Annotated in this window: 20 protein-coding genes and 1 pseudogene; 12 read left to right on the top strand and 9 right to left on the bottom strand. The window is 59.4% G+C overall.

Annotated elements, in window-relative coordinates; all coding sequences use genetic code 11:
* Positions 1–35: 35 nt before the first annotated feature.
* Positions 36–1,106: a sugar phosphate isomerase/epimerase family protein gene (locus tag ACEN8Q_RS06135; protein WP_413704739.1), complete on the bottom strand. Its 1,071-nt coding sequence runs from the start codon at positions 1,104–1,106 to the stop codon at positions 36–38.
* Positions 1,107–1,218: 112 nt separating this feature from the next.
* Positions 1,219–2,727: a PLP-dependent aminotransferase family protein gene (locus tag ACEN8Q_RS06140; RefSeq protein ID WP_413428017.1), complete on the bottom strand. Its 1,509-nt coding sequence runs from the start codon at positions 2,725–2,727 to the stop codon at positions 1,219–1,221.
* Positions 2,728–2,959: 232 nt separating this feature from the next.
* Between ACEN8Q_RS06140 and ACEN8Q_RS06145 the strand changes: the two genes are divergently transcribed.
* From ACEN8Q_RS06145 to ACEN8Q_RS06165, 5 genes are all read left to right on the top strand, one after another.
* Positions 2,960–3,397 (top strand): GFA family protein, encoded by a 438-nt coding sequence (locus ACEN8Q_RS06145; protein WP_413428022.1) that lies wholly within the window; start codon positions 2,960–2,962, stop codon positions 3,395–3,397.
* Between the two features lie 225 nt (positions 3,398–3,622).
* Positions 3,623–4,495 (top strand): DNA/RNA non-specific endonuclease, encoded by an 873-nt coding sequence (locus ACEN8Q_RS06150; protein ID WP_413704740.1) that lies wholly within the window; start codon positions 3,623–3,625, stop codon positions 4,493–4,495.
* A gap of 477 nt (positions 4,496–4,972) precedes the next feature.
* A complete protein-coding gene (gene potE, locus ACEN8Q_RS06155) occupies positions 4,973–6,313 on the top strand; it encodes a putrescine-ornithine antiporter (RefSeq protein WP_413428019.1) in 1,341 nt (446 codons plus the stop codon).
* 48 nt (positions 6,314–6,361) lie between these two features.
* Positions 6,362–7,267 (top strand): amino acid ABC transporter substrate-binding protein, encoded by a 906-nt coding sequence (locus ACEN8Q_RS06160; protein ID WP_413428020.1) that lies wholly within the window; start codon positions 6,362–6,364, stop codon positions 7,265–7,267.
* 435 nt (positions 7,268–7,702) lie between these two features.
* On the top strand, positions 7,703–7,888 hold the full coding sequence (locus ACEN8Q_RS06165; protein WP_413704741.1) for a hypothetical protein: 186 nt from the start codon (positions 7,703–7,705) through the stop codon (positions 7,886–7,888).
* A gap of 102 nt (positions 7,889–7,990) precedes the next feature.
* Here ACEN8Q_RS06165 and ACEN8Q_RS06170 read toward each other — a convergent pair whose 3' ends face one another.
* The 3 genes from ACEN8Q_RS06170 to ACEN8Q_RS06180 all read right to left on the bottom strand — a co-directional run bounded on the left by ACEN8Q_RS06170 (position 7,991) and on the right by ACEN8Q_RS06180 (position 11,501).
* Positions 7,991–9,691 carry an aspartate:alanine exchanger family transporter gene (locus ACEN8Q_RS06170; protein WP_413425860.1) on the bottom strand — a complete coding sequence of 567 codons (1,701 nt, stop codon included), beginning with the start codon at positions 9,689–9,691 and terminating at the stop codon, positions 7,991–7,993.
* 102 nt (positions 9,692–9,793) lie between these two features.
* Entirely contained in the window at positions 9,794–11,131 is a 1,338-nt protein-coding gene (locus ACEN8Q_RS06175) for an MFS transporter (RefSeq protein WP_413704742.1), read from the bottom strand.
* Between the two features lie 97 nt (positions 11,132–11,228).
* Complete coding sequence (locus ACEN8Q_RS06180) at positions 11,229–11,501, bottom strand: hypothetical protein (RefSeq protein WP_413425943.1); 273 nt, start codon at positions 11,499–11,501, stop codon at positions 11,229–11,231.
* Between ACEN8Q_RS06180 and ACEN8Q_RS06185 the strand changes: the two genes are divergently transcribed.
* Positions 11,397–11,927, top strand: coding sequence for a nucleotidyltransferase family protein (locus ACEN8Q_RS06185; RefSeq protein ID WP_413425939.1), 531 nt, complete (start codon positions 11,397–11,399; stop codon positions 11,925–11,927). The genes ACEN8Q_RS06180 and ACEN8Q_RS06185 overlap by 105 nt on opposite strands.
* Before the next feature lie 57 nt (positions 11,928–11,984).
* Positions 11,985–12,146 (top strand): DUF2986 domain-containing protein, encoded by a 162-nt coding sequence (locus ACEN8Q_RS06190; protein WP_413425864.1) that lies wholly within the window; start codon positions 11,985–11,987, stop codon positions 12,144–12,146.
* A 97-nt stretch (positions 12,147–12,243) separates the two neighbouring features.
* Here the strand turns inward: ACEN8Q_RS06190 and ACEN8Q_RS06195 are convergent, their stop codons facing one another.
* Positions 12,244–13,566 (bottom strand): DUF1329 domain-containing protein, encoded by a 1,323-nt coding sequence (locus tag ACEN8Q_RS06195; RefSeq protein ID WP_413425866.1) that lies wholly within the window; start codon positions 13,564–13,566, stop codon positions 12,244–12,246.
* Between the two features lie 364 nt (positions 13,567–13,930).
* Here ACEN8Q_RS06195 and ACEN8Q_RS06200 point away from each other — a divergent pair, with 364 nt between their 5' ends.
* The 4 genes from ACEN8Q_RS06200 (at position 13,931) to ACEN8Q_RS06215 (ending at position 19,637) form a co-directional block, all read left to right on the top strand.
* The gene (locus tag ACEN8Q_RS06200) at positions 13,931–16,837 is read left to right on the top strand and encodes an EAL domain-containing protein (RefSeq protein ID WP_413704743.1); all 2,907 of its coding nucleotides are present in this window, start codon (positions 13,931–13,933) and stop codon (positions 16,835–16,837) included.
* 69 nt (positions 16,838–16,906) lie between these two features.
* Positions 16,907–17,485, top strand: coding sequence for a DUF4157 domain-containing protein (locus ACEN8Q_RS06205; RefSeq protein WP_413425870.1), 579 nt, complete (start codon positions 16,907–16,909; stop codon positions 17,483–17,485).
* A gap of 156 nt (positions 17,486–17,641) precedes the next feature.
* Positions 17,642–18,454: a carbon-nitrogen hydrolase family protein gene (locus ACEN8Q_RS06210; protein ID WP_413425872.1), complete on the top strand. Its 813-nt coding sequence runs from the start codon at positions 17,642–17,644 to the stop codon at positions 18,452–18,454.
* An 82-nt stretch (positions 18,455–18,536) separates the two neighbouring features.
* A complete protein-coding gene (locus tag ACEN8Q_RS06215) occupies positions 18,537–19,637 on the top strand; it encodes a polyamine ABC transporter substrate-binding protein (RefSeq protein ID WP_413704744.1) in 1,101 nt (366 codons plus the stop codon).
* 62 nt (positions 19,638–19,699) lie between these two features.
* On the opposite strand, the gene gfa is transcribed toward ACEN8Q_RS06215, so the two are convergent.
* The 3 genes from gfa to ACEN8Q_RS06230 all read right to left on the bottom strand — a co-directional run bounded on the left by gfa (position 19,700) and on the right by ACEN8Q_RS06230 (position 21,980).
* Positions 19,700–20,278, bottom strand: a complete 579-nt coding sequence (gfa, locus tag ACEN8Q_RS06220; protein WP_413425876.1) for an S-(hydroxymethyl)glutathione synthase — start codon at positions 20,276–20,278, stop codon at positions 19,700–19,702.
* A gap of 129 nt (positions 20,279–20,407) precedes the next feature.
* Complete coding sequence (locus ACEN8Q_RS06225; RefSeq protein WP_413425878.1) at positions 20,408–21,274, bottom strand: patatin-like phospholipase family protein; 867 nt, start codon at positions 21,272–21,274, stop codon at positions 20,408–20,410.
* An 85-nt stretch (positions 21,275–21,359) separates the two neighbouring features.
* Positions 21,360–21,980 carry a LysE family translocator gene (locus tag ACEN8Q_RS06230; protein ID WP_413425880.1) on the bottom strand — a complete coding sequence of 207 codons (621 nt, stop codon included), beginning with the start codon at positions 21,978–21,980 and terminating at the stop codon, positions 21,360–21,362.
* An 80-nt stretch (positions 21,981–22,060) separates the two neighbouring features.
* Between ACEN8Q_RS06230 and ACEN8Q_RS06235 the strand changes: the two are divergent.
* Positions 22,061–22,192, top strand: a pseudogene (locus ACEN8Q_RS06235) (LysE family translocator); the annotation flags it as partial.
* Between the last annotated feature and the right edge of the window lie 10 nt (positions 22,193–22,202).

Below are 22,202 nucleotides of genomic sequence, written 5' to 3' on the forward strand. Positions count from 1 at the left end.
TAATTGGATAGGCAGTGCCGGTCGGCACAGCAGGTTCAGGCGTCAGGGCAATGGGCCAGGGTCAACTCGGCCAGTGTCCGGAACTCGGCCAACAGTTTTCGTACGTAGGCGACCTGGTTGTTTGCCCACCGGTGTTCATCGGCCAGCATTCGCTCCAGCGAGTAGCCTTGCGGCAACGCTGTTTCACTCATTTCCCGGTACGCGATGAACGGGTCGGCGGCTTCGTCAAGCTGGCGGAACGCCGGGGCGACGTAGTGGTTTTCCTGCTCGAGAATGAAGGCGATCACTTGCGGGGTTGATTCGCCGAGCATCAGCAGTTCGAACAACATGCGAGCGTTGGGCAGGTCGTCTTCGGCACAGCCCTGCAGCACGCCGTAATGCCCGAAGCCGTTTTGCTCGGGGACGATGCGCACACCCTTGAGGTGGGTCTGGCGTATGTGCGGCGCCAGGGTGCGCAGTGCCGCCATTGGCTGTTCGCAGGCATTGATCATGTTGCCGAAATCGAACAGGGCATGCAGCCGTGGGTGGTTCAGCCGGTTCAGCAGTTGCGCGATTTCATCACTCTTGAGTTCCTCGTGCTGCTCGAAGTCGAAGAACAGGTCGTGCGCTTCTGCCTGTTGCGCGAGGTAGCCGAGGTCTGTCTCGATCAGGTCCATGACCCCGGACAGTGCCCCTTCGTAGCGTGAGTAGACACGGATGTTGCGGGTGCCCAGCGCCTTGGCGATGGCGATCACCTGATCGACATCTTTTTTCAAGGTGCTGCTGATTTCCAGATGCACATCCAGCCCGAGTGCACTGGCCTTGGCCGCGAATGCCTGAAGCTGTGCGGGCGTCATTTGACTCAGGCTGTTTGCCTCACCGTCGAGCAAGTGCAGGCTCAGCCCCTGCAGTTCGTGGCGATAGGCGAAGTCCAGCAGGTCGCCAGGGGTGACACGGCCGTGGGTCAGGTTGGTCAGCAGGGGGTAGGCATGCGCAAACAGGCGCAGTTGCCCGAGTCGGTCGAGCAACCGGCGGGCCAGTGCCTCGGTCAGTACGGGTGGAGCACCGGCCTCGACAGCCTTGTGGCTGAGCAAGGCGTTGAATCGTTCCTGGATCTTATTGTTCATTCGAGTCGTTCCTGGTTCAGACGCCGGGTCTGCCGGCGCAGCCTTTATCGCGCCAGTCAGGAACTCTCGATAGATCCATTATCAGTTAAATCATAAGACCACTTGCCTTGGGTCAAGTGGCCTGCTGCAGGTAGCCCAACTTGCTCAAGGCCTCGGCAAACGCCTCGACGCGCGCTTGGGCCTGGTCCTCAGGGGTGCTGGCAAATCCGATCAGTAGCGCCGGCGGCAAGACTTGCCCGACGCAGTAGTCACTCAGGGCATAGGTATGAATGTCATGCTGGCCGAGTTCCTTGGCCAGGGTGTCGTCATCGAGATGCGCCGGTAGCCAGGCGATCAGGTGCATGCCGGCTTCCACGGGCGTGATCCGCAAGAAAGTGCCCAATCGTTGCTGCAGTTGTTCGACCAGTGCCTGTTGGCGAGTCTGGTACAACGCCCGCATTCGCCGAATATGACCGAGAAAGTGGCCTTCGCGCATGAAATCTGCCGTGACGGCCTGCAGCAGTGTGGGCGGGCTGCGATCCATGACCGCGCGCAGGGTGCAGAAGGGTTCGATCAAGGCGTTCGGCAGTATCACGTAACCCAGTCGCAGCGAGGGGAAGAGCACTTTGCTGAACGTTCCGGCGTAGATGACCCGGGCCCATTGGTCCATGGCATAGAGTGCCGGCAGGGGACGGCCGTTGTAGCGAAACTCACTGTCACAGTCGTCCTCGATGATCCAGCTTTGATTGCGCGCGGCCCAGTCGATGAGTTCCTGGCGCCGGGCGTAACTCATGGTGATGCCCAAGGGGTGCTGACGTGAAGGGGTGGTAAACACCAGGCGGGCGTCAGGACACTGAGCCAGGCCTTGCTGGATATCGATCCCCTGTTCGTCGATACGCAACGGCACGACCACCCCCCCTTGGGCCTGGAGCGCAATTCGCGCCGCGATATGCCCGGGATCCTCCATCCAGAAGCTGTCCTGCGGATTGAGCAAAAGCATGCCCAGCAGGTTGAAGGCTTGCTGGGCGCCGGAAACGATGACCACCTGTTCGGCACTGCAGTCGATGCCCCGGGCATCGAAGACGTATTCGGCAATCGCCTCGCGCAGGGCCAGCAATCCTTGCAGTTCGCCATAGCCGAGCATGGCCTTGGTCGGTTTGTGCAGGTGGCGGTTCAACAGCCGCTTCCAGACGGTTTGCGGGAACGCATCGTAAGCAGTGTGACTGGGCAGGAACGAGGTCGGGCTCCCGGTCGCCCAGTCAGCATAGGAAACGCCGCGGAAATGATCGCTGCGCAACGACAGCATGGACTGGCTCAGATCGGACAGGCGAGGAGGCTGGCGCTGGTGCTTGTCGTCATCGATATCGCGGCCTTCCCATTCATGGCCGACATAGGTCCCGGCCCCGGTCCGCGACGTCAGAAAACCTTCGGCAATCAGTTGATCGAACGCATTGAGAATGCTGATTCGCGAAAGCTGCAGTTCTTTGCTCAAGGTCCGGGTGGACGGCAGGCGTACGCCGCCCTGAATTCTGCCACTGAGAATCTGTTTGCGAATCTGCAAGTAGAGCTGGCGGTACAAGGGGATGGAACTGGCACGGTCCAGCTCGATACCTGACAACAGCAAACCGGCGGAGGATTTCATTATTTGTTCGTCTGGATGGAATGTGGTCTGGCCTGAATGCCGTCAGGCAACTGGATGCGAAAGGGTATCGAGCGGTGCTGGATAAGTCATCCACCACAGGCATCGATGCGGCGCCCGGGGACGGCATTTTCCATGGCAATGAAAGGCCAGTACCATGACGGCCACCTCTTTACCGACACCGACAATCAAGCCGGCAAATAACCCGGTGAATCGTTTTTCAATGGAGCGACACATGACATCAGGACAATGTCTTTGCGGGGCTGTACGTTTTTCCCTGGCGGTTGAACCACGATTTTTTTATCGCTGCCATTGCACCCTGTGCCGCAAGCAAACCGGGGTTGGCCATAATCTCGCCACGCTGGTCAAGGCTGGCGACTTTCGCTGGGACGAAGGCCAAGGTGCGATCACCAGTTGGCGCAAACCCAGCGGCTACAGGAATGACTTTTGCTCGCAATGCGGCTCGACCGTGCCCAATCCTCTTCGCGAGACGCCTTACTACTGGATTCCGCTTGGACTTCTCGATGTCGGGTTGAACATGGAGTGTGTTGGCGATTTCTGCACCGATGACGCGATGCCCTGGGATGAACAGCGCTCGGAAAAAAGTCATTGCGCAGCCCCGGATTCACTTGGGTTTATTCTGCGTGAGCTCCAGGTCGACACTGACGAATAGAATTCCGGGCACTGCCCAGCACTAACCTGTGCTGGCATGGTCAATAAACCGCGTTCGACCCTCGGCGGACGAACTGCCCGGAACCGACCGGCCCCGCATCGGCAATTTGATCAAGGACAGTGAAAGCATGCTCGCCGCCACATAACCAGCAACAGCCTCTACCTGGTTCCGTGAATCGGGACTCGCCATACGGTTACCCCTCAACTCCATTCGAAGATTTAACCCATGTACCTACGCAAAATTGCAGTTGGGCTGTCGGCCCTTGTTTTGCTCTCTTCCGGGGCAGAAGCCCGCAGTCTGCTGGATCTGCTCAAGCCGCCCGCTGCGCATCATGAACAAACGTCCCGCTCGGGCTCGATCAGCCAGAGCGCGGCCCTGGACCTCTACTCGAACAAACAGAGACAGGCGTCGTTTGACGGCTGCGCAGATCTGTTCCCGGCAGCGAAACCGATCAACACCGCGACTGTGCCGGCAACCATGAAACCCATGGCTTTGTGTTCCGACAATTTCGCAGTGCTGTACTCGCAGACCAGCAAGACCCCGCTGGTCGTGGTCGAACGCCTGAATGCAGCCCAGTTGCAGGACGCCAAAGGGGAGGAGCGCACCAACCAGTTCTACCCGGACCCACGCATCCCCAAGAGTGGGCGCGCTGAGTTGAGCGACTACCGCAGCCAGCATCCAGCCGTGGACCGTGGCCATCAATCCCCGGCCGCCGATGCACCGAACCCCAATGCCATGGCCCAGTCCTTTGCGCTGTCGAACATGGTGCCGCAAGACCCGACCAACAACCGCAAGATCTGGAGCAAGATCGAATCGGATGTCAGGAAATTTGCCAAGCGAGCCGATGGCAACGTGTTTGTCTTTACCGGTCCGCTGTTTGACCCTGGCCATTCCACCATCGGCGACAACCAGGTCTGGGTGCCGACGCGCCTGTTCAAGCTGGTGTACGACGCATCGTCGCAACGTGCCTGGGCCTACGTGCTGCCTAATGGTGAAGCCCGTATCGAGAGGCCGATGGACTATGAGACTTTCGTGAAGAGCACCGGCCTCAAGCTGCTGGGGAATCTACCGGTCACGGGTTCTGCAGGGCGCACCTGACGGCGGGATGAGCAGCACCCCAGAGGTTGGAGACAACCGATGGGGTGTTTCATCGCCATGAACCAAGCAAAAAGGTCCGGAAAATAATCCGGCAAGAAGTAACAGTTTGTAAATTTGAACTATACCCAATAGGGCAATCGCTCCTGACCCCGGGACATGATGCCTCCTCAGATACACGTCCCAGGAACTTCAACGTCAAGCAGACCGAGAGATTCTGGTTATGAACGCTTTGAAAACCGCGGCCAGCGATAGGGTCCGGGATTCCTTTCGTGATACCCGTGCAATTTTCCTGTCTGGCGCAGCGCTTCTTCGTCCTGATCGTGACCATGATTCGGGAACACGACGACAGCTGCATTCTGCGCAGCACCCGACCCGCAAGGTTTACGTAATCAAGCAGTGAGCATTAGCCCCTGTCCGGCTGCGTGCTGCACGTCGCCAGGCCAGGTTCAAGACTCTGAACAAGGCAAGGAGTTTGCGATGGCTGATTCAAGCAAGAAAATGAGCCTGATGGGGCTCACGACGCTGGTCACGGTTAACATGATGGGCTCGGGTATCATCATGTTGCCCACCAATATGGCGCAATTGGGGGCCGTCTCGCTGCTGTCATGGATCTTCACCGCGATCGGCTCGATGGCCATCGCCTACTGCTTTGCCCAATGCGGGGTGTTCTGTCCGCGCTCCGGCGGCTTGTCCGCCTACACCGAAGAAGCCCATTCAAAGTCGGGCTTTTTCCTCTGCTCGTACCTGTACTTCCTGTCACTGGCCATCGCCAACGTGGCCGTGGCCATTTCGGCGGTGGGCTACATGACTGCCTTCGTGCCGTGGCTGGGCACGGGCGCCATTCCGCTGTGCGTCGGCACGATCGCGCTGATCTGGCTGACCACCTTCGCCAACTTCGGTGGCCCGGGCATCACCGGCAAGATCGGCGCATTCACCGTGTGGGGCGTGATCATCCCGGTAGCGGGCCTGAGCATCATCGGCTGGTTCTGGTTCAAGCCCGATGTGTTGGCCGCCGCCTGGAACCCGAACAGCCTGCCGACTTCCGAAGCCATCGCCAAAGCCATTCCCTTGACCCTGTGGGCCTTCCTGGGCATGGAGTCGGCGGCCCAGGCCACCGATGCCGTGGAAAACCCCAAGCGCAATGTGCCGTTGGCCTGCCTGTTCGGTACCCTGGGTGCCGCCGTAGTCTATGTGCTGTCGACCACCGTCATCCAGGGCATCATTCCCAACGCCGAGCTGGCCAAGTCCTCGGCGCCGTTTGCGCTGGTCTACGCCACGATATTCAGTCCGATGGTCGGCCATATCGTCATGGCCCTGGCGGTCATGGCTTGTGTCGGTTCGCTGCTGGGCTGGCAATTCACCCTGGCGCAAACCGCGAAGATGACGGCTGACCAGAACCTGTTCCTCAAGCTGTTCAGCAAGGTCAATTCGATGAATGCGCCCGTCGTCGGCATGATCGTCTGCGGCGTGCTGCAGACCCTCATGGCCCTGTCGACCATCTCGCCCGACGCCGCCGCCCAGTTCAGCAAGCTGGTCAGCCTGGCAGCGGTCACCAACCTGATCCCCTATATCACTGCGCTCACGGGCCTGCTGGTGATCATGCACAAGGCCGGGGTCTCGCAAGCGATCTACTCGCGCAACGTGGTGGTACTGATCATTGCGATAACGTACTCCTTGTACGCCCTGTATGCCTGCGGCAAGGACGCAGTGATGGGCGGCACCCTGGTGCTCGCTGTCGGCTACCTGCTTTATGGATTCCTCGCCAAGCGCTTTACCGAAGCGACACCGGCCAATCAGGCCAGGGCCGGCAATCCTTAGGCGTGGCCATCAGGACTGCACAGACATCTGCATACGGGGAAACCGGACATGAACGTACCATTTGCCACAACCACCAGACTGTTGCTGGCCTTCGCACTCTTGACGCTGCCGCTAGTGGCCGGCGCCAACACCCTTGAACGCGTGCGCAGCAGCCACACTTTTACCCTGGGTTACTTGCCTGACCTGGCCCCCTTCAGCAAGCAGGAAGGCGATAAAGCCAGCGGTTATGCCATCGACCTGTGCCTGAAAGTCGCTGACAAGCTCAAGAGCGAACTGGGCCTGCCCGACCTGCAAGTGCACTACCAGCCTGTAAAGATTTCGGACGAGGTCAGTGCCGTGAGCCAGGGCAAGGTCGATATCCTCTGCACACCGACTCCGCCGACCCTGGAGCGGCGCAAGATGATCAGCTACTCCATACCGATCTACACCGCCGGCCTTTCGGTGGTGGTGCGCAACGATGCTGCCGAACCCTTGCTCAATGTGCTCAATGGCAAGGTCGCCAATACCGGCCCGACCTGGCGTGCCAGCATCAACAATGGGCTGGCCAACCACACCTACGCGACCCTTGAAGGGGGCGTGACCGAAGACTGGATTCGCGAGCAGATGCGCCTGCTCAACGTGATCGCCTCGCTGGTGACCGTGGCCAACATCGACGAGGGCATCAAGCTGGTTGCGCAGGGCAAGGCCGATGCCTTCTTCTCCGAACGCATGCTGCTGCGAAACGAAATCGCGAAGGAAGGCGCGGCCAGCAACCTGATGATCCTGGACCGCATCTTCGAGTATTCGCCGGTGGCGATGATCGTGGATCGCAACGACGAAGACTTCCGCTTGCTGGTCGATACGGCCCTGAGTGAAGCCTATTACTCGGGCTTCGTGGAAAAGGCCTACGACCAGTATCTGGGCGGGACCAACGCGACCGTGAAGAAACTGTTCAGGGTGTATGCATTGCCTTGATGGATTCTGTAGGAGCGAGCTCGCTCGCGATGGACGTTAACGAAAACGCGTGTTCATTGAATGAACGCAGCGTTCTTGAGTCCATCGCGAGCGAGCTCGCTCCTACAGGTGAGCAGCGTCAATTGGCGGGGACCATGGTGAAAGAAGGCGCGCCAGCAACCGACCGTGAAGAAACTGCTCAGGGTGTATGCGTTGCCCTGATGGGTTCTGTGTAGGAGCGAGCCTGCTCGCGATGGACGTTAACGAAAACGCGTGTTCATTGAATGAACGCAGCGTTCTTGAGTCCATCGCGAGCGAGCTCGCTCCTACAGGTGAGCAGCGTCAATTGGCGGGGACCATGGTGAAAGAAGGCGCGCCAGCAACCGACCGTGAAGAAACTGCTCAGGGTGTATGCGTTGCCCTGATGGGTTCTGTGTAGGAGCGAGCCTGCTCGCGATGGACGTTAACGAAAACGCGTGTTCATTGAATGAACGCAGCGTTCTTGAGTCCATCGCGAGCGGGCTCGCTCCTACAGGTGAGCAGCTTCAATTCGCGAAGACCATGGTGAAAGAAGGCGCGCCAGCAACCGACCGTAAAGAAACTGTTCAGGGTGTATGCATTGCCCTGATGGATTCAGTGTAGGAGCGAGCTTGCTCGCGATGGTCGTGAACGAAAACGCGTGTTCATTGGATGGACGCAGCGCTCTTGAGTCCATCGCGAGCTGGCTCCTACAGGTGAGCTGCGTCAATTGGCGAAGACCATGGCGAAGTAGCCGAGGACCGTAAGCAGGATTCCCGAGACTGCAAACGCCACGGGAAAACCGACCCACGGTACGTTGCTGCCGATCTCTGTCGCGGCCTCTTGGCACGGTCCGGAATGACTGCGGGCGCCGGCCATGCCGCCCATCAGTACCGCCGGATTGATTTTCATCAAGTGATAGCCAACCACCCAGACGGCGAACGGCGGCAGCATGCAGGCGACGAAGCCCACGAGGAATATCTGCACGGCAAGCGTTCCCGTCAGTTGAGCGAGCAGGGTGGCGCCGGCATTGATCCCGACAATGGCAACGAACACCAGCAGGCCCATGTCCTCAAGGATGTTACGCGCTGCGTTTGGCGTATTGCCGAAGAAGCGCAGGCGCGAGGACAGTGACGAGACGATGATTCCCGACACCATCAGGCCGCCGGCGCTACCCAGGCCGACCGAAGCGCCAAAGGCAGGGAACTGGATCAAACCGATCAGCAGCCCCAGGGTCATTCCGGCAAACAGCGTCAACAAATCAGTCAGGCTGCTGGGCCGGGCGATGACGCCAAACAACTCGCCCGCGCGTTGCACCGCGCCGGACAGGCCGGTGACGAAAAGCACATCGCGGCGTTGCAACGTGGTCTCCGGCCCTGCGGGCAGTGGTACACCGCCGCGCTGGATGCGAGTCAGCTGAACCTGCCCGGCCAGGTCCAGTCCGCGGAACTCCTTGAGCTTCTTGCCGATGACGGCTTTCTCGGTCACCAGGATCTCCGCATGATCCAGTGTTACCGCGAGCGCCTTGGCGTCATCGACTTCCGGGCCGATCAGGCCGATGTTGGCGGTGAGTCCCGTACGCGTGCCTCCAAGGGTAATCACATCCCCCAACTGCAACCGGATATCAGCATCTGCCCCGATCGACTCATTGCCGCGATGCACATTGACGACACGATATTCAGGGAATCGAGCGAGCAGCTGGCGGATGGTGAAGCCGGCAGTCGTGCGGTTATCCAGGCGATAGGCACGCAATCCGAAGGCCTTGTCAGCGGTGAGGCCGTCGTCCTCGAGATCATGCATCCCATGCTGTTCCTCATAACGACGGGCTGCCGCCTTGGCATCGACACCCCACCAGCGCGGCATGTATTTGCACATCAGTACGATGCCGACGGTGCCCCAGATGTAAGTAATGCCATAGGACAGGGTAATCATCGCGGACACCCCCTCGACCGTGTCACCCGGTGCGAGGTGGACGGCACCTGAGGCCACCGCCTGTTCGGCCGAGCCGATGGCGGAGGACATGGTCGTGGCCCCGGCGAGTATTCCGCCGGCCGCGCCTGTCGGCAAGTTCAAGAGACGAGTGCCCACAACCACCACGGCCAGGCTGAACACACTGCAAATGACCGCCAGGAGGGTGAACTTCAGCCCGTCATCCTTCAGGCTATTGAAGAAGGAGGGACCGACGCGCAAGCCGACTCCATACATGAACAGGTAGTAGAAGAGGTTCATGGTGAACGTGTCGAGCTTGAACGTGATGCCATAGAGGGATGCGGCAATGGCGATGCCACAGCCAACCACGATGGCGCCGCCGACTGTACCCAACCCATAACCCTTGATGGTGAAGCGGCCAATCAACACCGCCAGGCTCACCACCAGGAACAGCAGCATGTAGGGGTTGGCATTGAGAAACGCAAAGAGTGCCTGCACGGGCTGATTCCCCCTTTTTCGCTACGTTAATGCCTGATGTCCGGAAACCTCAGGCAGTAGCGTAGCGTGTGAATCCGGGGCGGTTGACCCGCAACGCCATTTTCAGGCCGCAGCGCTCACGCTTGCGCCTTTCTCCTGCGACGCAACGTCATGCAGGGAAATCCTTGAAGTCTCCGGTAATGCCAGCCCGCCCGCCAGCGCGAGCAATGCGACCGCGATCAGGTAGAACGCCGGCGACAGGTTGCTGCCGGTGGTGCTGATCAGCCATGTCGCCACCAGCGGAGCGGTGCCGCCGAAAATGGTATAGGCCATGTTGTAGGTAATCGCCGAGGCGGTGTAGCGGGTACGGGTAGGGAAGGTTTCCGAGAGCAGGGCCGCAGTCACCACGCCACACAACACCGCGCCGATCGCCAGCAGCATGACGCCGACGATGGAGGCTGCGAACGAGCCCGAACTGGCCATCAGGAACGATGGATACACGACCACGATCAACAGTGCGCAAGCCGTCACCACTGTCATTCGACGCCCGACCCGGTCCGAATACAGCCCGGCCAGCGGACAGATCGCCGCAGCGAACAGCAATGCAATCAGTGACACCAGCAACGCCGTGGCGCGACTCAGGCCACCGGCGACTTGCAGGTAGGTCGCGAAATAGGTGGTGAACATATAAAACGACAGGGCCGTCAGTGACACAAAGGCGCCCAGGCAGCAGATGGCCGCACCATGGTTGCGCAAGGTTTCCTTGAGAGGGGAGTGTGCGACCGCATGTTCCTGGGTCACCGCCTGGAATGCCGGCGTCTCATCGAGCTTCCAGCGCAAGTAAAGACCTACCAGGCCAAGGGGCGCGGCAATCAGGAACGGCAGACGCCACCCCCAACTGCCCATCGCCTCGGCCGACAACGACGCCTCGAGCGCGTAGGCCACCACGGCTGCCGTGGCAAAGGCGGAAAATGTCGACACCGGGATGAAGCTGCCGTACCAGGCGCGTTTGTCACTCGGTGCGTGCTCCATCAGGTAGGCGCAGGCACCGGCGTACTCGCCACCGGCGGAAAAGCCCTGGGCGCAACGGATCAGGGACAGAAGAATCGGCGCCATGACTCCGATCGCCGCATAAGTGGGCAGCAGACCGATCAAGGTCGTCGCCCCGGCCATCAGCAGTATGGTCATCGCCAGGGTTCGTTTGCGGCCGATCCGGTCGCCGAGCATGCCGAAGAAAATCCCGCCCAGGGGCCGAAACGCAAAGGCCACGGCGAATACCGCAAAGGTCTTGAGCAGCGCGGCACTGGCATCGCCGCTGGGGAAAAATTGCTGGGCAATGGTCGTGGCCAGAAAGCCATAGACGGCGAAGTCGAACCACTCGACGAAATTGCCGATGCCGGCGGCCACAATCACTCTTCTCAGCGTTTGCGGGCTGACTTGTTCCATCGTTGCGTTCGTCATGCTTGACCTCGACAATTCGTCAGTAAGCTATCGATTATCGGGGCAGACACTGAGGTGGCTCACTTCAAAAGTGTCATCCACATAGTCAGCACCGACTTCATGCCACTGAATGACGCATGATTCGCGCCAGATTGGCCGAAGGAGAGCAAAGGGCAATGTCTTCTCGAATTTGAAAAGCACCGAGGGTATTGTCGGTCGCCGGGACCCGTTCGATTTTTAAGGAATGAAAATGACATTGACTGTCGAAAGCCTCGTCAGGATCGCAATGACCAACCCGGTAAACGCAGAAATTTCCGCTCGCTTGCCTGAGCTCGGTTTGAGCCAATGCATGCTCACTGCCGGTTGCCTGTTCCAGGCCGTGTGGAATCATCAGTCTCAGCGACCGCCAGAGTGGGGCGTGAAAGACTACGATGTCTTTTACTTCGATGACGACCTGTCGTGGGAAGCCGAAAATGAGGTCATCCAGTCAGGTCAGCATCTGTTCCGGGACCTCGACGTGAACATTGAGATCAAGAATCAGTCTCGCGTTCACCTGTGGTATGGCCAGCGGTTTGGTGGGGATTATCCAAAGCTTGAGTCGGCCAGGGACGGGATTGATCGCTACCTGATTGCCGGCACCTGCATCGGTCTGGATGTTGAAACGGGCGAGGTCTATGCGCCCAACGGCCTGGCCGACACAGAGCACGGGCTGCTGCGTATCAATCCAGGGAACCCCAAGCCAGTCCTGTTCGATCAGAAGGCGAAAAGTTATCAGGCTCGCTGGCCCTGGCTCAGGATCATCGAGCCGCAAAGTTGAATCGGTTGAATGTCTCAAGCTGATATCATTCAAGAATTACAGGCTGAGTAGAACAACATGAACCGTCAAAAGAAACTGAAGCAGCTGTTCAAGGAGAAGGCCAAAAAGGCCAGTGCCAAACTGGCACCGAAGAACAAGCCTAAATACATTTGTAAAGCCGACCGATTGAAACTGGCGGCTGAAGCCAGTCACGAGCCAGTCAATTCCTCTGAGAGCTGATCCTTGTAGCTCGCGCACCACTCGAACACTCAAGCCCCTGGTTCTCGCGAGCCGGGGGCTTTTTTATGCATCATCGATGCGTTGCATCACCGCAGACCTAGCGAATACCGGTACCCGCCATCGACTCTGGCACCCACTGCGCCGTCGATAGCGGCTCGATGTAGCGGATGCCACCATGGGGACCGACCACGCCGTTGATGTTATAGGTGCCACGCGACAGGTCGTAGGTCATGAACGGGGTGGCATCCGGGACTTGCTGGTCATAGCTCTGGCTGAAGAACGCGAAGGAACCACGGTATAGCTGGCCACTGGTGTCGTACTGATCGGAGGCCAACGCGGCCCAGGTATCTTCATCCAGGTAAAAGCGGCGCTTCTGGTAGATGTGCGTCGCACCGGGCTTGAGGTTGCCCTCCACGACGTAGACCCGGTGTTTTTCCCAGCGTACGAAATCCGGGGAAACGAAATTGGGGGTGGTCAGCGATTTGGCGCTGCGCGCGTAAGTGAGTTTGTAGGTGTTGTAAGGCACGATCATTTCCTGCTTGCCGACCAGCGTCCAGTCATACAGTTCGAGCGCACGGGCGGTGCCGGGGTTGGGTGTGTCGTAGGCCAGGATCGAAATCTGTTTGACCCGGCGCTGGGCAGGCATGTACTGCCAGGCGCGGCCAGGAAACTCTGTGGCATTGGTGGCGTTCTTGAGCATGATCGACTCGCCGGCTCGGCGCGCAGGCCCGGTGTAGGACAGTTTCAACTGATAATAAATGTCCGAGCTGCTGAACGGCTTCGACAGGTTCTCGTAAATCGGGAAGGACACGTATGCCTCGCCGGTGACAGCCAGGCTCGGCACACCCGCCGTGTCGACGCTCCAGGAGTCGTACTTGGAGTGGATGTTGACGCCCTGGTAGCGCAGCAGGAAATTCCACATCGCTTCGGCGCCGGATTGCGGGATCGGGAAGGGCACTCCCGGCATCACATTGTCGATGGCGATCCCGCCGTTCAGGGACCTGGCGTTGGTGGCATTTGTGCGGCTGTTGTCCAGGATCGCCTGTGGTAGCGATGCGGTGCGGTGGGTCGGGTACACGTCGATGCGAAAGCCGGGGTAGCGCCTGGCCAACGCTACGGTGGTGGCGGTCAGCAGGCCTTTGTACGAATCGACGTTCCTGCCGTTGATCACCAGCAGTGGTTTTTCGTCCGCAAAGGGGTCCGGGCGCATGCTGTCGCCGGTCTTGAAACTGGATGGGGCCGTGGTCAGGCCACCGTTGTAGGGCGGGATGGAGCCATCGGCATTGCCGGCCTTTTCGGCACCCACCCAGGTCAGGCTGGTGCCCAGTCGCTCGGCTTCATGACCTGATACGTAGGCATGAGCATCGATGGCCAGCGCCATCAGGGGGAGGCCAGCCAGAAGACTTTTCACGAATTTCATATTGTTATTCTCCTGCCTGGCGTACCAGGCAACTCGTGACTCAGGCGCCGCGGATAAATCCGTCGGCTCAATCGCCAGAGGCTTTTTTCAGAACCTCCATTAAAGAGCCCACGATTAGGGGGCGCTTTTCATTTGACGACAGTCCCTTGGCTATTCATGACAGCCCCGGACGTTTGTCGAGGGGGGCGAGCAGAAACGGTTGTACCGGGCAGCCGGTAGCGAATAACTTGTGGTCCGTCTCAAAGTTGGCTTTAAAGTGAACAAAATCATTAAAAAACCCTTTATAAGTTATTGACGGGAGGCTCATGGCACATTGCTATCTATCAGCAAGTGAGTTTCGGCAGTTTTGGCTCAGGGAGCGCTGATGAGTTTTCGTACACTGACCGATTACCCGCAGCAAACGAGCCATTGCAACGTTGCCGCACTGCAGCCACCAGGGAACCCGGATACTGTCGGCATGGCTTACGCCGGCAACGACGACACGATCGAACACTTGCTGGATTCAGCACGCAATTGGGCCCATACCACCGCCTGGGCGTTTTATCGCGCCGGTGAACAAATGCATTGGGTCGGGCAGGGCGACCCGCGGGCGCAATGGCCTTCAAGCGTTGCGAATGAAGAGTTTGAAGCCTTTTGCCTGACCTCGAACCTGCATGGTTGGCCGACCGGCAGAGGCGAAAGTGTGCTGGGTTGGCTGCTCGCGCCAGTCAAAGATGCTGCGGAGCCTGCGTTCGCCGAGTTTGCCCAGCGCCTGGGCATTGAGCTGCAGACCAATACCCTTGCCCGCGCGCAGATCACTCAGCGAGTGCTGTATGAAATTACCTATCTGGCCAGTTCGACCCGTGACCGGTCGGTGTTTCTGGTGGGGGTTCACCGGCTGCTGGCCAGCCTGATCGACGCCGAAAACTTCTATCTGGCGCTGTATAACCCGCACACGGGCAAGATCGACTACCCGTATTACGTGGACATCATCGACGTTGATGCCCTGGAATCCGAAAACTACGAATACCTTGACCGTTCGCGCCTGTCGCTGACCGGGCAGGTGTTGACCACTGGCCAGCCGTTGTTGATCGACGCTGCTGGCATTCTCGCGGCCCAGGCCGAAAAGCGATTCTACTGCGTGGGCGATCGTCCCGAGTTCTGGATGGGCGCACCGCTGAAAAATGCCTCGGATGAGGTGTTTGGCATGCTGGCGATGCAGGTCTATGACGTTTCCCGTATCTACAGCGCTGAAGACCGCGCGCTGTTTCTGGTGGTAGCCCGCCACGTGGCCATGGCGCTGGACCGGATTCTGCACCGAGAGGACCTGGAAGAAACGGTGATGCGTCGTACCCTGGAACTTTCGGCACTCAACGACGCATTGCGCCAGGAAGTGGCAGACCGGGAGCGTGCCGAACATCTGCAGGGCGCGTTGTTCCAGATTGCAGAACTGTCCAGCCAGCCTGGCGATATGGCTGAGTTGTTTCAAACCTTGCATGGCATCGTCGGTGATCTGCTGTTCGCGCAGAACTTCTACATTGCACTGTTCGACGACGCGACCGGTGAAGTGACCTTTCCCTATTACGTGGATGAACGGCAGACGACCATCCCGGCGGCACGGCGTGGGCGCAGGGGCTTGACTGAATATGTGATTCGTCAGCGTCGACCTTGCCTGATTGATGCCGGCGAGGCCGAGCGGCTGTCCGCGCAGGGTGAAATCGAAATTGCCCACGAGTCTGTACGCTCCTACTCCTGGCTGGGCATCCCGTTGTTCGAAGACGACGTGGTGCGTGGCGTGCTGGCGGTGCAAAGCTATACCTCGCAGGTGCGCTATACCCTGCGTGACCAGGAACTGCTGACTTTCGTATCGCGGCACATTGACACTGCGTTGTCCCGACGCACCGCGGCCGAAGCGATCCATGCCGCCAACCTCCAGCTGGAAGCCCGGGTGCAGAGCCGCACCCGCGAGCTCGATCACGCCAATGCCAAGTTGCAGCACGAAAACGCTCACGATGCGCTGACCGGGTTGCCGAATCGCACCTATCTGCAACAGCGCCTCAATCTGGCCTGGTCACGGTTCGGCAGCGAAGGCGGGCACCTGGCGGTGATGTTCATCGATCTCGACCGCTTCAAGATGGTCAACGACAGCCTCGGCCACCATTTTGGCGACCTGCTGTTGATGCAGGCGGCCCAGCGTCTGCGCGGTTGCCTGCGTGACACCGACATGCTGGCGCGCCTGGGGGGCGACGAGTTTTCGGTGCTGGCCCCCGAGGCCCCGCTGGAGGTGATGATCGAAATCGCCGAGCGGATCCTGGTGGCGTTCGACCTGCCGTTTTTCATCAACGGCCATGAAGTTTTCTCCTCGTGCAGCATCGGTATTGTCAGCGCCGACAGTCAGTTCCACCACGAGCCCGCCGACTTGTTGCGCGATGCCGATGCAGCGATGTACCGGGTCAAGAGTGCGGGGCGCGACAGCTACGCGGTGTTCAACCAGGAAGTGCGCCGTGAAGTCTCGGACCAGGTCGAGCGTGAAGGCGCCTTGCGCAACGCGCTCAAGCGTACTGACGAACTGCTGCCGTATTTCCAGCCGATAGTCAGCGTCGAAACGGGTGAGCTGTTGGCCCTTGAAGCGCTGATCCGCTGGCATCAGCCGGGTGGCCGGGTGATCGCGCCGGGCGAGTTCTTGCCGGATGTCGAGGGTTTGCGCCTGATCGGTCGACTGGACCTGTACATGCTGGGCAGCATTGCAGCGATTCTCGCACAGCCCGAACATGCCAATTGGCCTGCGGTGCACGTCAATTGCTCCAGCTACAGCATGACGCGTCCCGACTTTGCCAGTGAGGTGCTGGCACTGTTGGCGCAGCACCAGGTCTCGCCATCGCGAATCTGCCTGGAATTGACCGAAGGGGCACTGGTCGCCGAGCCGGCGATTGCCCGCCAGACCATGCAGCAACTGGCTGACAATGGCATGTCGGTGGTGCTCGATGACTTCGGTGCAGGGTTTTCCTCCCTGAGCTATGTGCATCAATACCGTTTCAGCGGCTTGAAAATCGACAAGTCGTTCATCCTCGAACTGACCACCAGTTCCCGCAGTCGCGCGATCGTCCGGGCGATTGTGCGGATGGCCGAATCGCTGGACCTGAGTGTGGTGGCCGAAGGTGTCGAGGATGAAGCGACGCTGGATCTGCTGCGTGAGATCGGGGCAGGGCAGGCCCAGGGTTATCATTTCGCCAGGCCGATGGCGTTGAAGGCACTGTTGGAGAGTTCACTGCTCGATCGCCAGGATTGTTGATGTTTCGAGGCACAGGCATTGACGCCATGCCATGGTATGAACAACGCTCGGAAAAATCTGGAGCGCCCAATGCCGCCCATCACCACGCGCCTGTTGGCATTGTCTGTTCTTTGCCTGGCACTTGAAGTCCCGGCCCAGAGCAACGGCTGCCCGGCTGGCGAGAAACAAGTGTGCCTGGACGGCTGCATCTGCCTGCCGGACCTGGTGCCTGATGACGTCTACCAGATCGCGGCACCTGCCCTGGCCCTGTGGCTGACCCAGGCCCGCGCCGAAGCCGCCAGCGCCGGCCTTCAACCCGTTCCAGCGCACATCCGCGAGCAGCTGCTGCACTGGTACGACCCCGGTGTCCTCGATACCGCGCGCTACAAAATCAGCGACAACGGCCAACTTACCGCCGCCAATGCCATGCTGCAAAACCCCGATGTCGGTGCCGTGACGCTGATCGATGTCATCCTCTTCCGGGACGCTCAATCCGCCGAACAGGACATCGCGCTCTGGGCTCACGAACTGAAACATGTGCAGCAGTATCAGGAATGGGGAGTGCAGGGATTTGCCCAACGCTATACCCAGGATTTCAATGCCGTGGAGGCGCCGGCTTATGCCATACAGGCTGAGGTCAGGCGCTCGCTGCGCAAAGAAACTTACTGAAGGGCAGCGTATTTCCCCGTCATTTCCGTGTACTACCCCTTTGGGAGTACTCACTCCGCGTGATAGGAAGTTTTTCCACGATACGCATACTTGTCGGGCCTTTGACAAAGTCATCCGCTTCCTGGCCAGGACGCTTTTTACCCGAAAGGTCTGACAATGAAACTTGAACTCTTACAGTTGGCGGGTCGCGATGGCGATGTCGCTTACAACCTGGAACGCATTCTACGGGCGATTGCCGAAAGTGTGCCTGGCACCGATATCCTGATGTTCCCCGAGTCGTTTATCACCGGCTTTCTCGACCACGGTAATATTGCCCGGCTCGCCGAACCCGTTTCCGGTCCCAGCGTCCAGGCAATCTGCGCTGCTGCCCGGCAGAGAGATGTCGCGGTAGTTGTGGGTTTGATCGAGCGCGATGGCGAGCGCTTTTACAACACCACGTTGTTCATTACCCCGGAAGGCGTGGCGCTCAGTTATCGCAAGACTCATCTGTGGGTCGGTGAACCTGGCCTCGTGCTGCCTGGCGACCGTTTTTCCACCGTGCAATGGCGCGGGGTGCGTATCGGTTTGTTGGTCTGCTACGACATTGAGTTCCCGGAAGGCGCGTGCGCATTGGCGGCACTCGGCGCGGAGCTGATTCTGATCACTGACGGCAACATGGAACCTTACGGCCACGTTCACCATACCGCCGTTGCCGCCAGAGCCCAGGAAAATCAGGTCTTCGCCGCCATGGTGAACCGCGTCGGTGAGGGTGCAGGCGAAGTCTTCGCAGGGGGCAGCAGCGTAGTCGATCCGTTCGGCAAGCGACTGTTTGAAGCCGGATCCCAGGAGTGCCGGCATGTCGTCGAACTGGACATGACGCAGATCGCACCGGCACGCGCGCTCTATGACTATCGCGCGCAGAAGCGCTTGCAATTGCACGGTGCGCTCAATGAGCAGGCGGACGGTCGCCGTGAGTTATTGATCCCCTGAGCGACGAACCCTGTTTCGCTTCCCAACAAGAACAATATCGCGGCGGACCGCCAATCGATGGCCGATTCGCCAGGAGCACCCCATGAAAGCAATGCGATTGCTGCACCTTGGCTTGTTCACTTTTTGCGGGCTGGGCACAGCCGCCAGTTGGGCGCAGGCCCCCAGCGTGAACTTGTACAACTGGTATGACTTCATTGCCCCGCAGGCGCCGAAGGAATTCGAGCAGGAGACCGGCACACCTATGGTGCTGGATACTTTTGATAGCTCTGAAGTCATGCAGAGCAAGTTGATGGTCGGACGTAGCGGATACGACGTAGTGGTGGTGACCAACAGTGCGCTGCCCAACCTGATCAAGGCCGGCGTACTCCAGGAGCTCGATGGCAGCCAATTGAGCAACCGCTCGAACCTTGATCCCGAGATTCTCGCCAAGGTCGCGCAGAACGATCCCGGTAATCGCTATGCAATCCCCTACATGTGGGGCACCACGGGTATCGGCTATGACGTGGATCAGGTGACCAAGGTACTGGGGGCGGCTGCCCCGGTGGACTCCTGGGATCTGATCTTCAAGGAAGAAAATATCGCCAGGCTCAGCCAATGCGGCGTCGCGATGCTCGACTCCCCCAGCGAGATCATTCCGATCGCCTTGCACTATCTCGGCTTGCCGCCCGACAGTAAAAATCCCGATGACTATGCAAAAGCCGAAGCGTTACTGCTGAAAATTCGTCCCTACATCACCTATTTTGATTCGTCACGGTTCATCACTGACCTGGCCAACGGCAATATTTGCGCTGTAGTGGCCTGGTCAGGTGGGGTGTACGACGCAAAGATCAACGCCGAACGCGCCAATAACGGTCGCCACCTGGCCTATCGGATTCCGCGCGAGGGCTCGTCGGTCTGGATGGAAACGCTGGTGTTGCTCAAGGATGCCCCTCATCCGCAGCAAGGCTTGAGCTTTATCAACTACATGATGCGCCCCGACATCATCGCTAAAAGCTCCAACTACCTGGGTTATCCCAACGGCAACAAGAGCGCCATGGCGTATGTCGATGAAGGGTTGAAGAACAATCCTGACGTCTATCCCCCGGCGGCAACACTGGCCACGCTGTTTCCCGACCAGCCACTGCCGCTCAAAATCGAACGCATTCGGACCCGGGTCTGGAGCAAGGTTAAAAGCGGGACCTGAATCCGTACATCAAGGGTGAACCGCAGCCGCGGTCCGGAAAAGAAACCGCGGCGACGGATCAATCAGGCGGCAGGGAGCAGGCCTTTCTGTCTGGCGACATGAGTCGCCATTGCGTCCATCAAATCCGGGGACAGGCAGTCATAGGGTTCCAGGCCGATCGAGCGCAGGCGCTCGCGAATAGCCTTCATTTGCGCTGGCGGTGTGCCGGTTTCGATGATGGAGGACACGAACGCCGCGAATCCCGGCGCAGCCCATCCGCTCTGTGGCGAAAGCTCGGTGTGGACGAAGTCCAGACCATAGAACGCATGGTTCTTGTTCTCGATGCGCCCAAAGAGATGGGCGTGACACTGCTTGCAGGCGTGGCGCTGGATGGTGGCGGTTTCGTCGACAATCGCCAGTTTTTCGCCGTGGGCAATGACGCTGACCTTATCCCGAGGCACTACGGCGATGACGGCGAATATCGCGTTTTTCGGTTTCCAGCATTTGCTGCAACCGCAGGCGTGGTTATACAGGGTTTGCGCGTCGATCCTGACCTCGACCTTGTCGGTCGCACACAGGCATTGCAGGGTGCCACCGGTGAAATTCGCGGCGGCGGGCTGGATGCCATTGTCCAGTACAGGGTGAAGTTGCAAGGTGCTCATGCTGGCTTCTCCGTTTCAGGGTGTCAGACAAAAGTGCCCGGGGCCGTGCCCCAGACTGGTAGTTCATCGGATTTCGAAAAGGACACAGTGCATAAACGGGTGACCTCCTTCGGTGCGACCGGTCGGTTCTCAATGCTCATGGGCATGTGAATGGATGGAAAGGGCCCCCGGTACCTTGGTGCGTTCGAGCCCTCCGCGTTCCAGCCACCGCAGGGTCTGCACATAGGCGCGCTGCAGCAAGGACTCGGTCTGGTCAAAGTTGAACACCGAGACATCCACGGGGCACAAGGGCGGGACGATGTGCAGGCTGGTGAGCGTGCGGAAGTGTTCGATGTCGTTCACCAGTTGGCGCATGCTCATCAGATTGACGGTGTGCAGGGCCAAGGCGACCAGGCCTCGGGGCGGTTGTGTCAGGGCGCAACTTATGCCGGTGGGGATGACCACGACGTTGGTGGCTCCCAAGGCGACGGCAGTCGAAATGGGTGTATTGCTTGCCACACCGCCGTCAACCAGGAACCGGTCGGCGATTTGTACGCAGGGGAATACCAGCGGGATGGCTGCGCTGGCCAGTAACGCCTGCTCGAGTTCGCCACTGGACAGAACGGTCTCGGCACCACTGAGCAGGTCGGTGGTGACGATGTGCAGGGGCAGCGCCGCCTCCTCAATGCGATGAATGGGCAGTGCCTGACCCAGCAATCGGTTCAAGGCCGCCGGTTGCAACAGAAAGCCGCGCCGCTTGATCAGTCCTCGACAGGTATCGAGCCAGGAGAGGGGAAAGATGTCGGTTTTACTCAGCCCCCGCCAGAATCCGGCGAGCGCCTCAACGCCATCGGAATCGGGCCTTGCGGCAAAGTAGGCACCGTTGATGGCGCCTACCGAAGCGCCAACCACCATGTCGAATCGAACATTGGCCTCGACCAGGGCCCGCAACATGCCGACCTGCACCGCACCCAGGCTGCCGCCACCAGCGAATACGATTGCGGTTTTGGTCGCCATGGCCGAAGTCTCGGTGCAGAAATGTATCGAGTCAGTGTAGCTGAGGGATAACTGTTACTTGCAGTGCTCGCCGTTGAGGCGGTTTTCAGCGCTTGCTTATGGCCAACCGAGCTGCGAACAGCACAAAGACCAGGCCTGTTGTGCGATCCATCCATGTGATGACCTTCTCACGCCGCAGAACGCCGGCGAGTTGTTGAGTTGCGCCAATCAACGTCGACGACCACAACAAGCCGAGCACTACGTGAATGCTCACCAAACCGAATGTCCAGGCAATCAGGTTGTGCCCTTGGGGAATGAACTGAGGGAGAAAGGAAACGTAGAAAATCCCGATCTTGGGATTGAGGACGTTGCCCATCATGCCCTTCAGGAACCAGTTTGCATTCGGCCTTGCGTCCGCTTCGACGGGCGATAATGAGTTGCGCGGGCGCAGCAACATGTTCAGTCCGAGCCACGCCAGGTAAGCGGCGCCGCAGTACTTCAACAGGCTGTACGCCAGCCCCGATACTGCAATCAGAGCACCCAGGCCAAAGGCGACGGCAGCGCCCCACAACAAGCAGCCGGCATTGATACCCAGGGCTGCGCGAAACGCCTGCTGTTTGCCTTCCACCGTTGCGGTTCGCAAGACCAGGGCGGTATCGAGGCCCGGTGTCAGCGTCAGCAGGGTGGCGGCAAAGGTAAAGGCAAGGAGGTTGTCGGCAATGGACATCGGCGTATGACTTTAAAGTGATGAAGCCCGAACGTTAGCACATGGCTGGCAGGCTTCAGATTTCGTTGAGTGCTCTAAACGCCGCTCTTGCGTCCAGAGTCAAGAGCGTGCTGACGCGGCCAGACCTGTCCCGCTGGCTCAACCGGGTGGTGGGATCGATCTTCATCTGCTTCGGCGCCGCCATCCTGACCATGCGTCGACAGGCTGTATAAGAGGAGGGCG

The organism is Pseudomonas sp. Pseusp16 (assembly GCF_047324915.1).
GTDB lineage: Bacteria > Pseudomonadota > Gammaproteobacteria > Pseudomonadales > Pseudomonadaceae > Aquipseudomonas > Aquipseudomonas fluorescens_CD.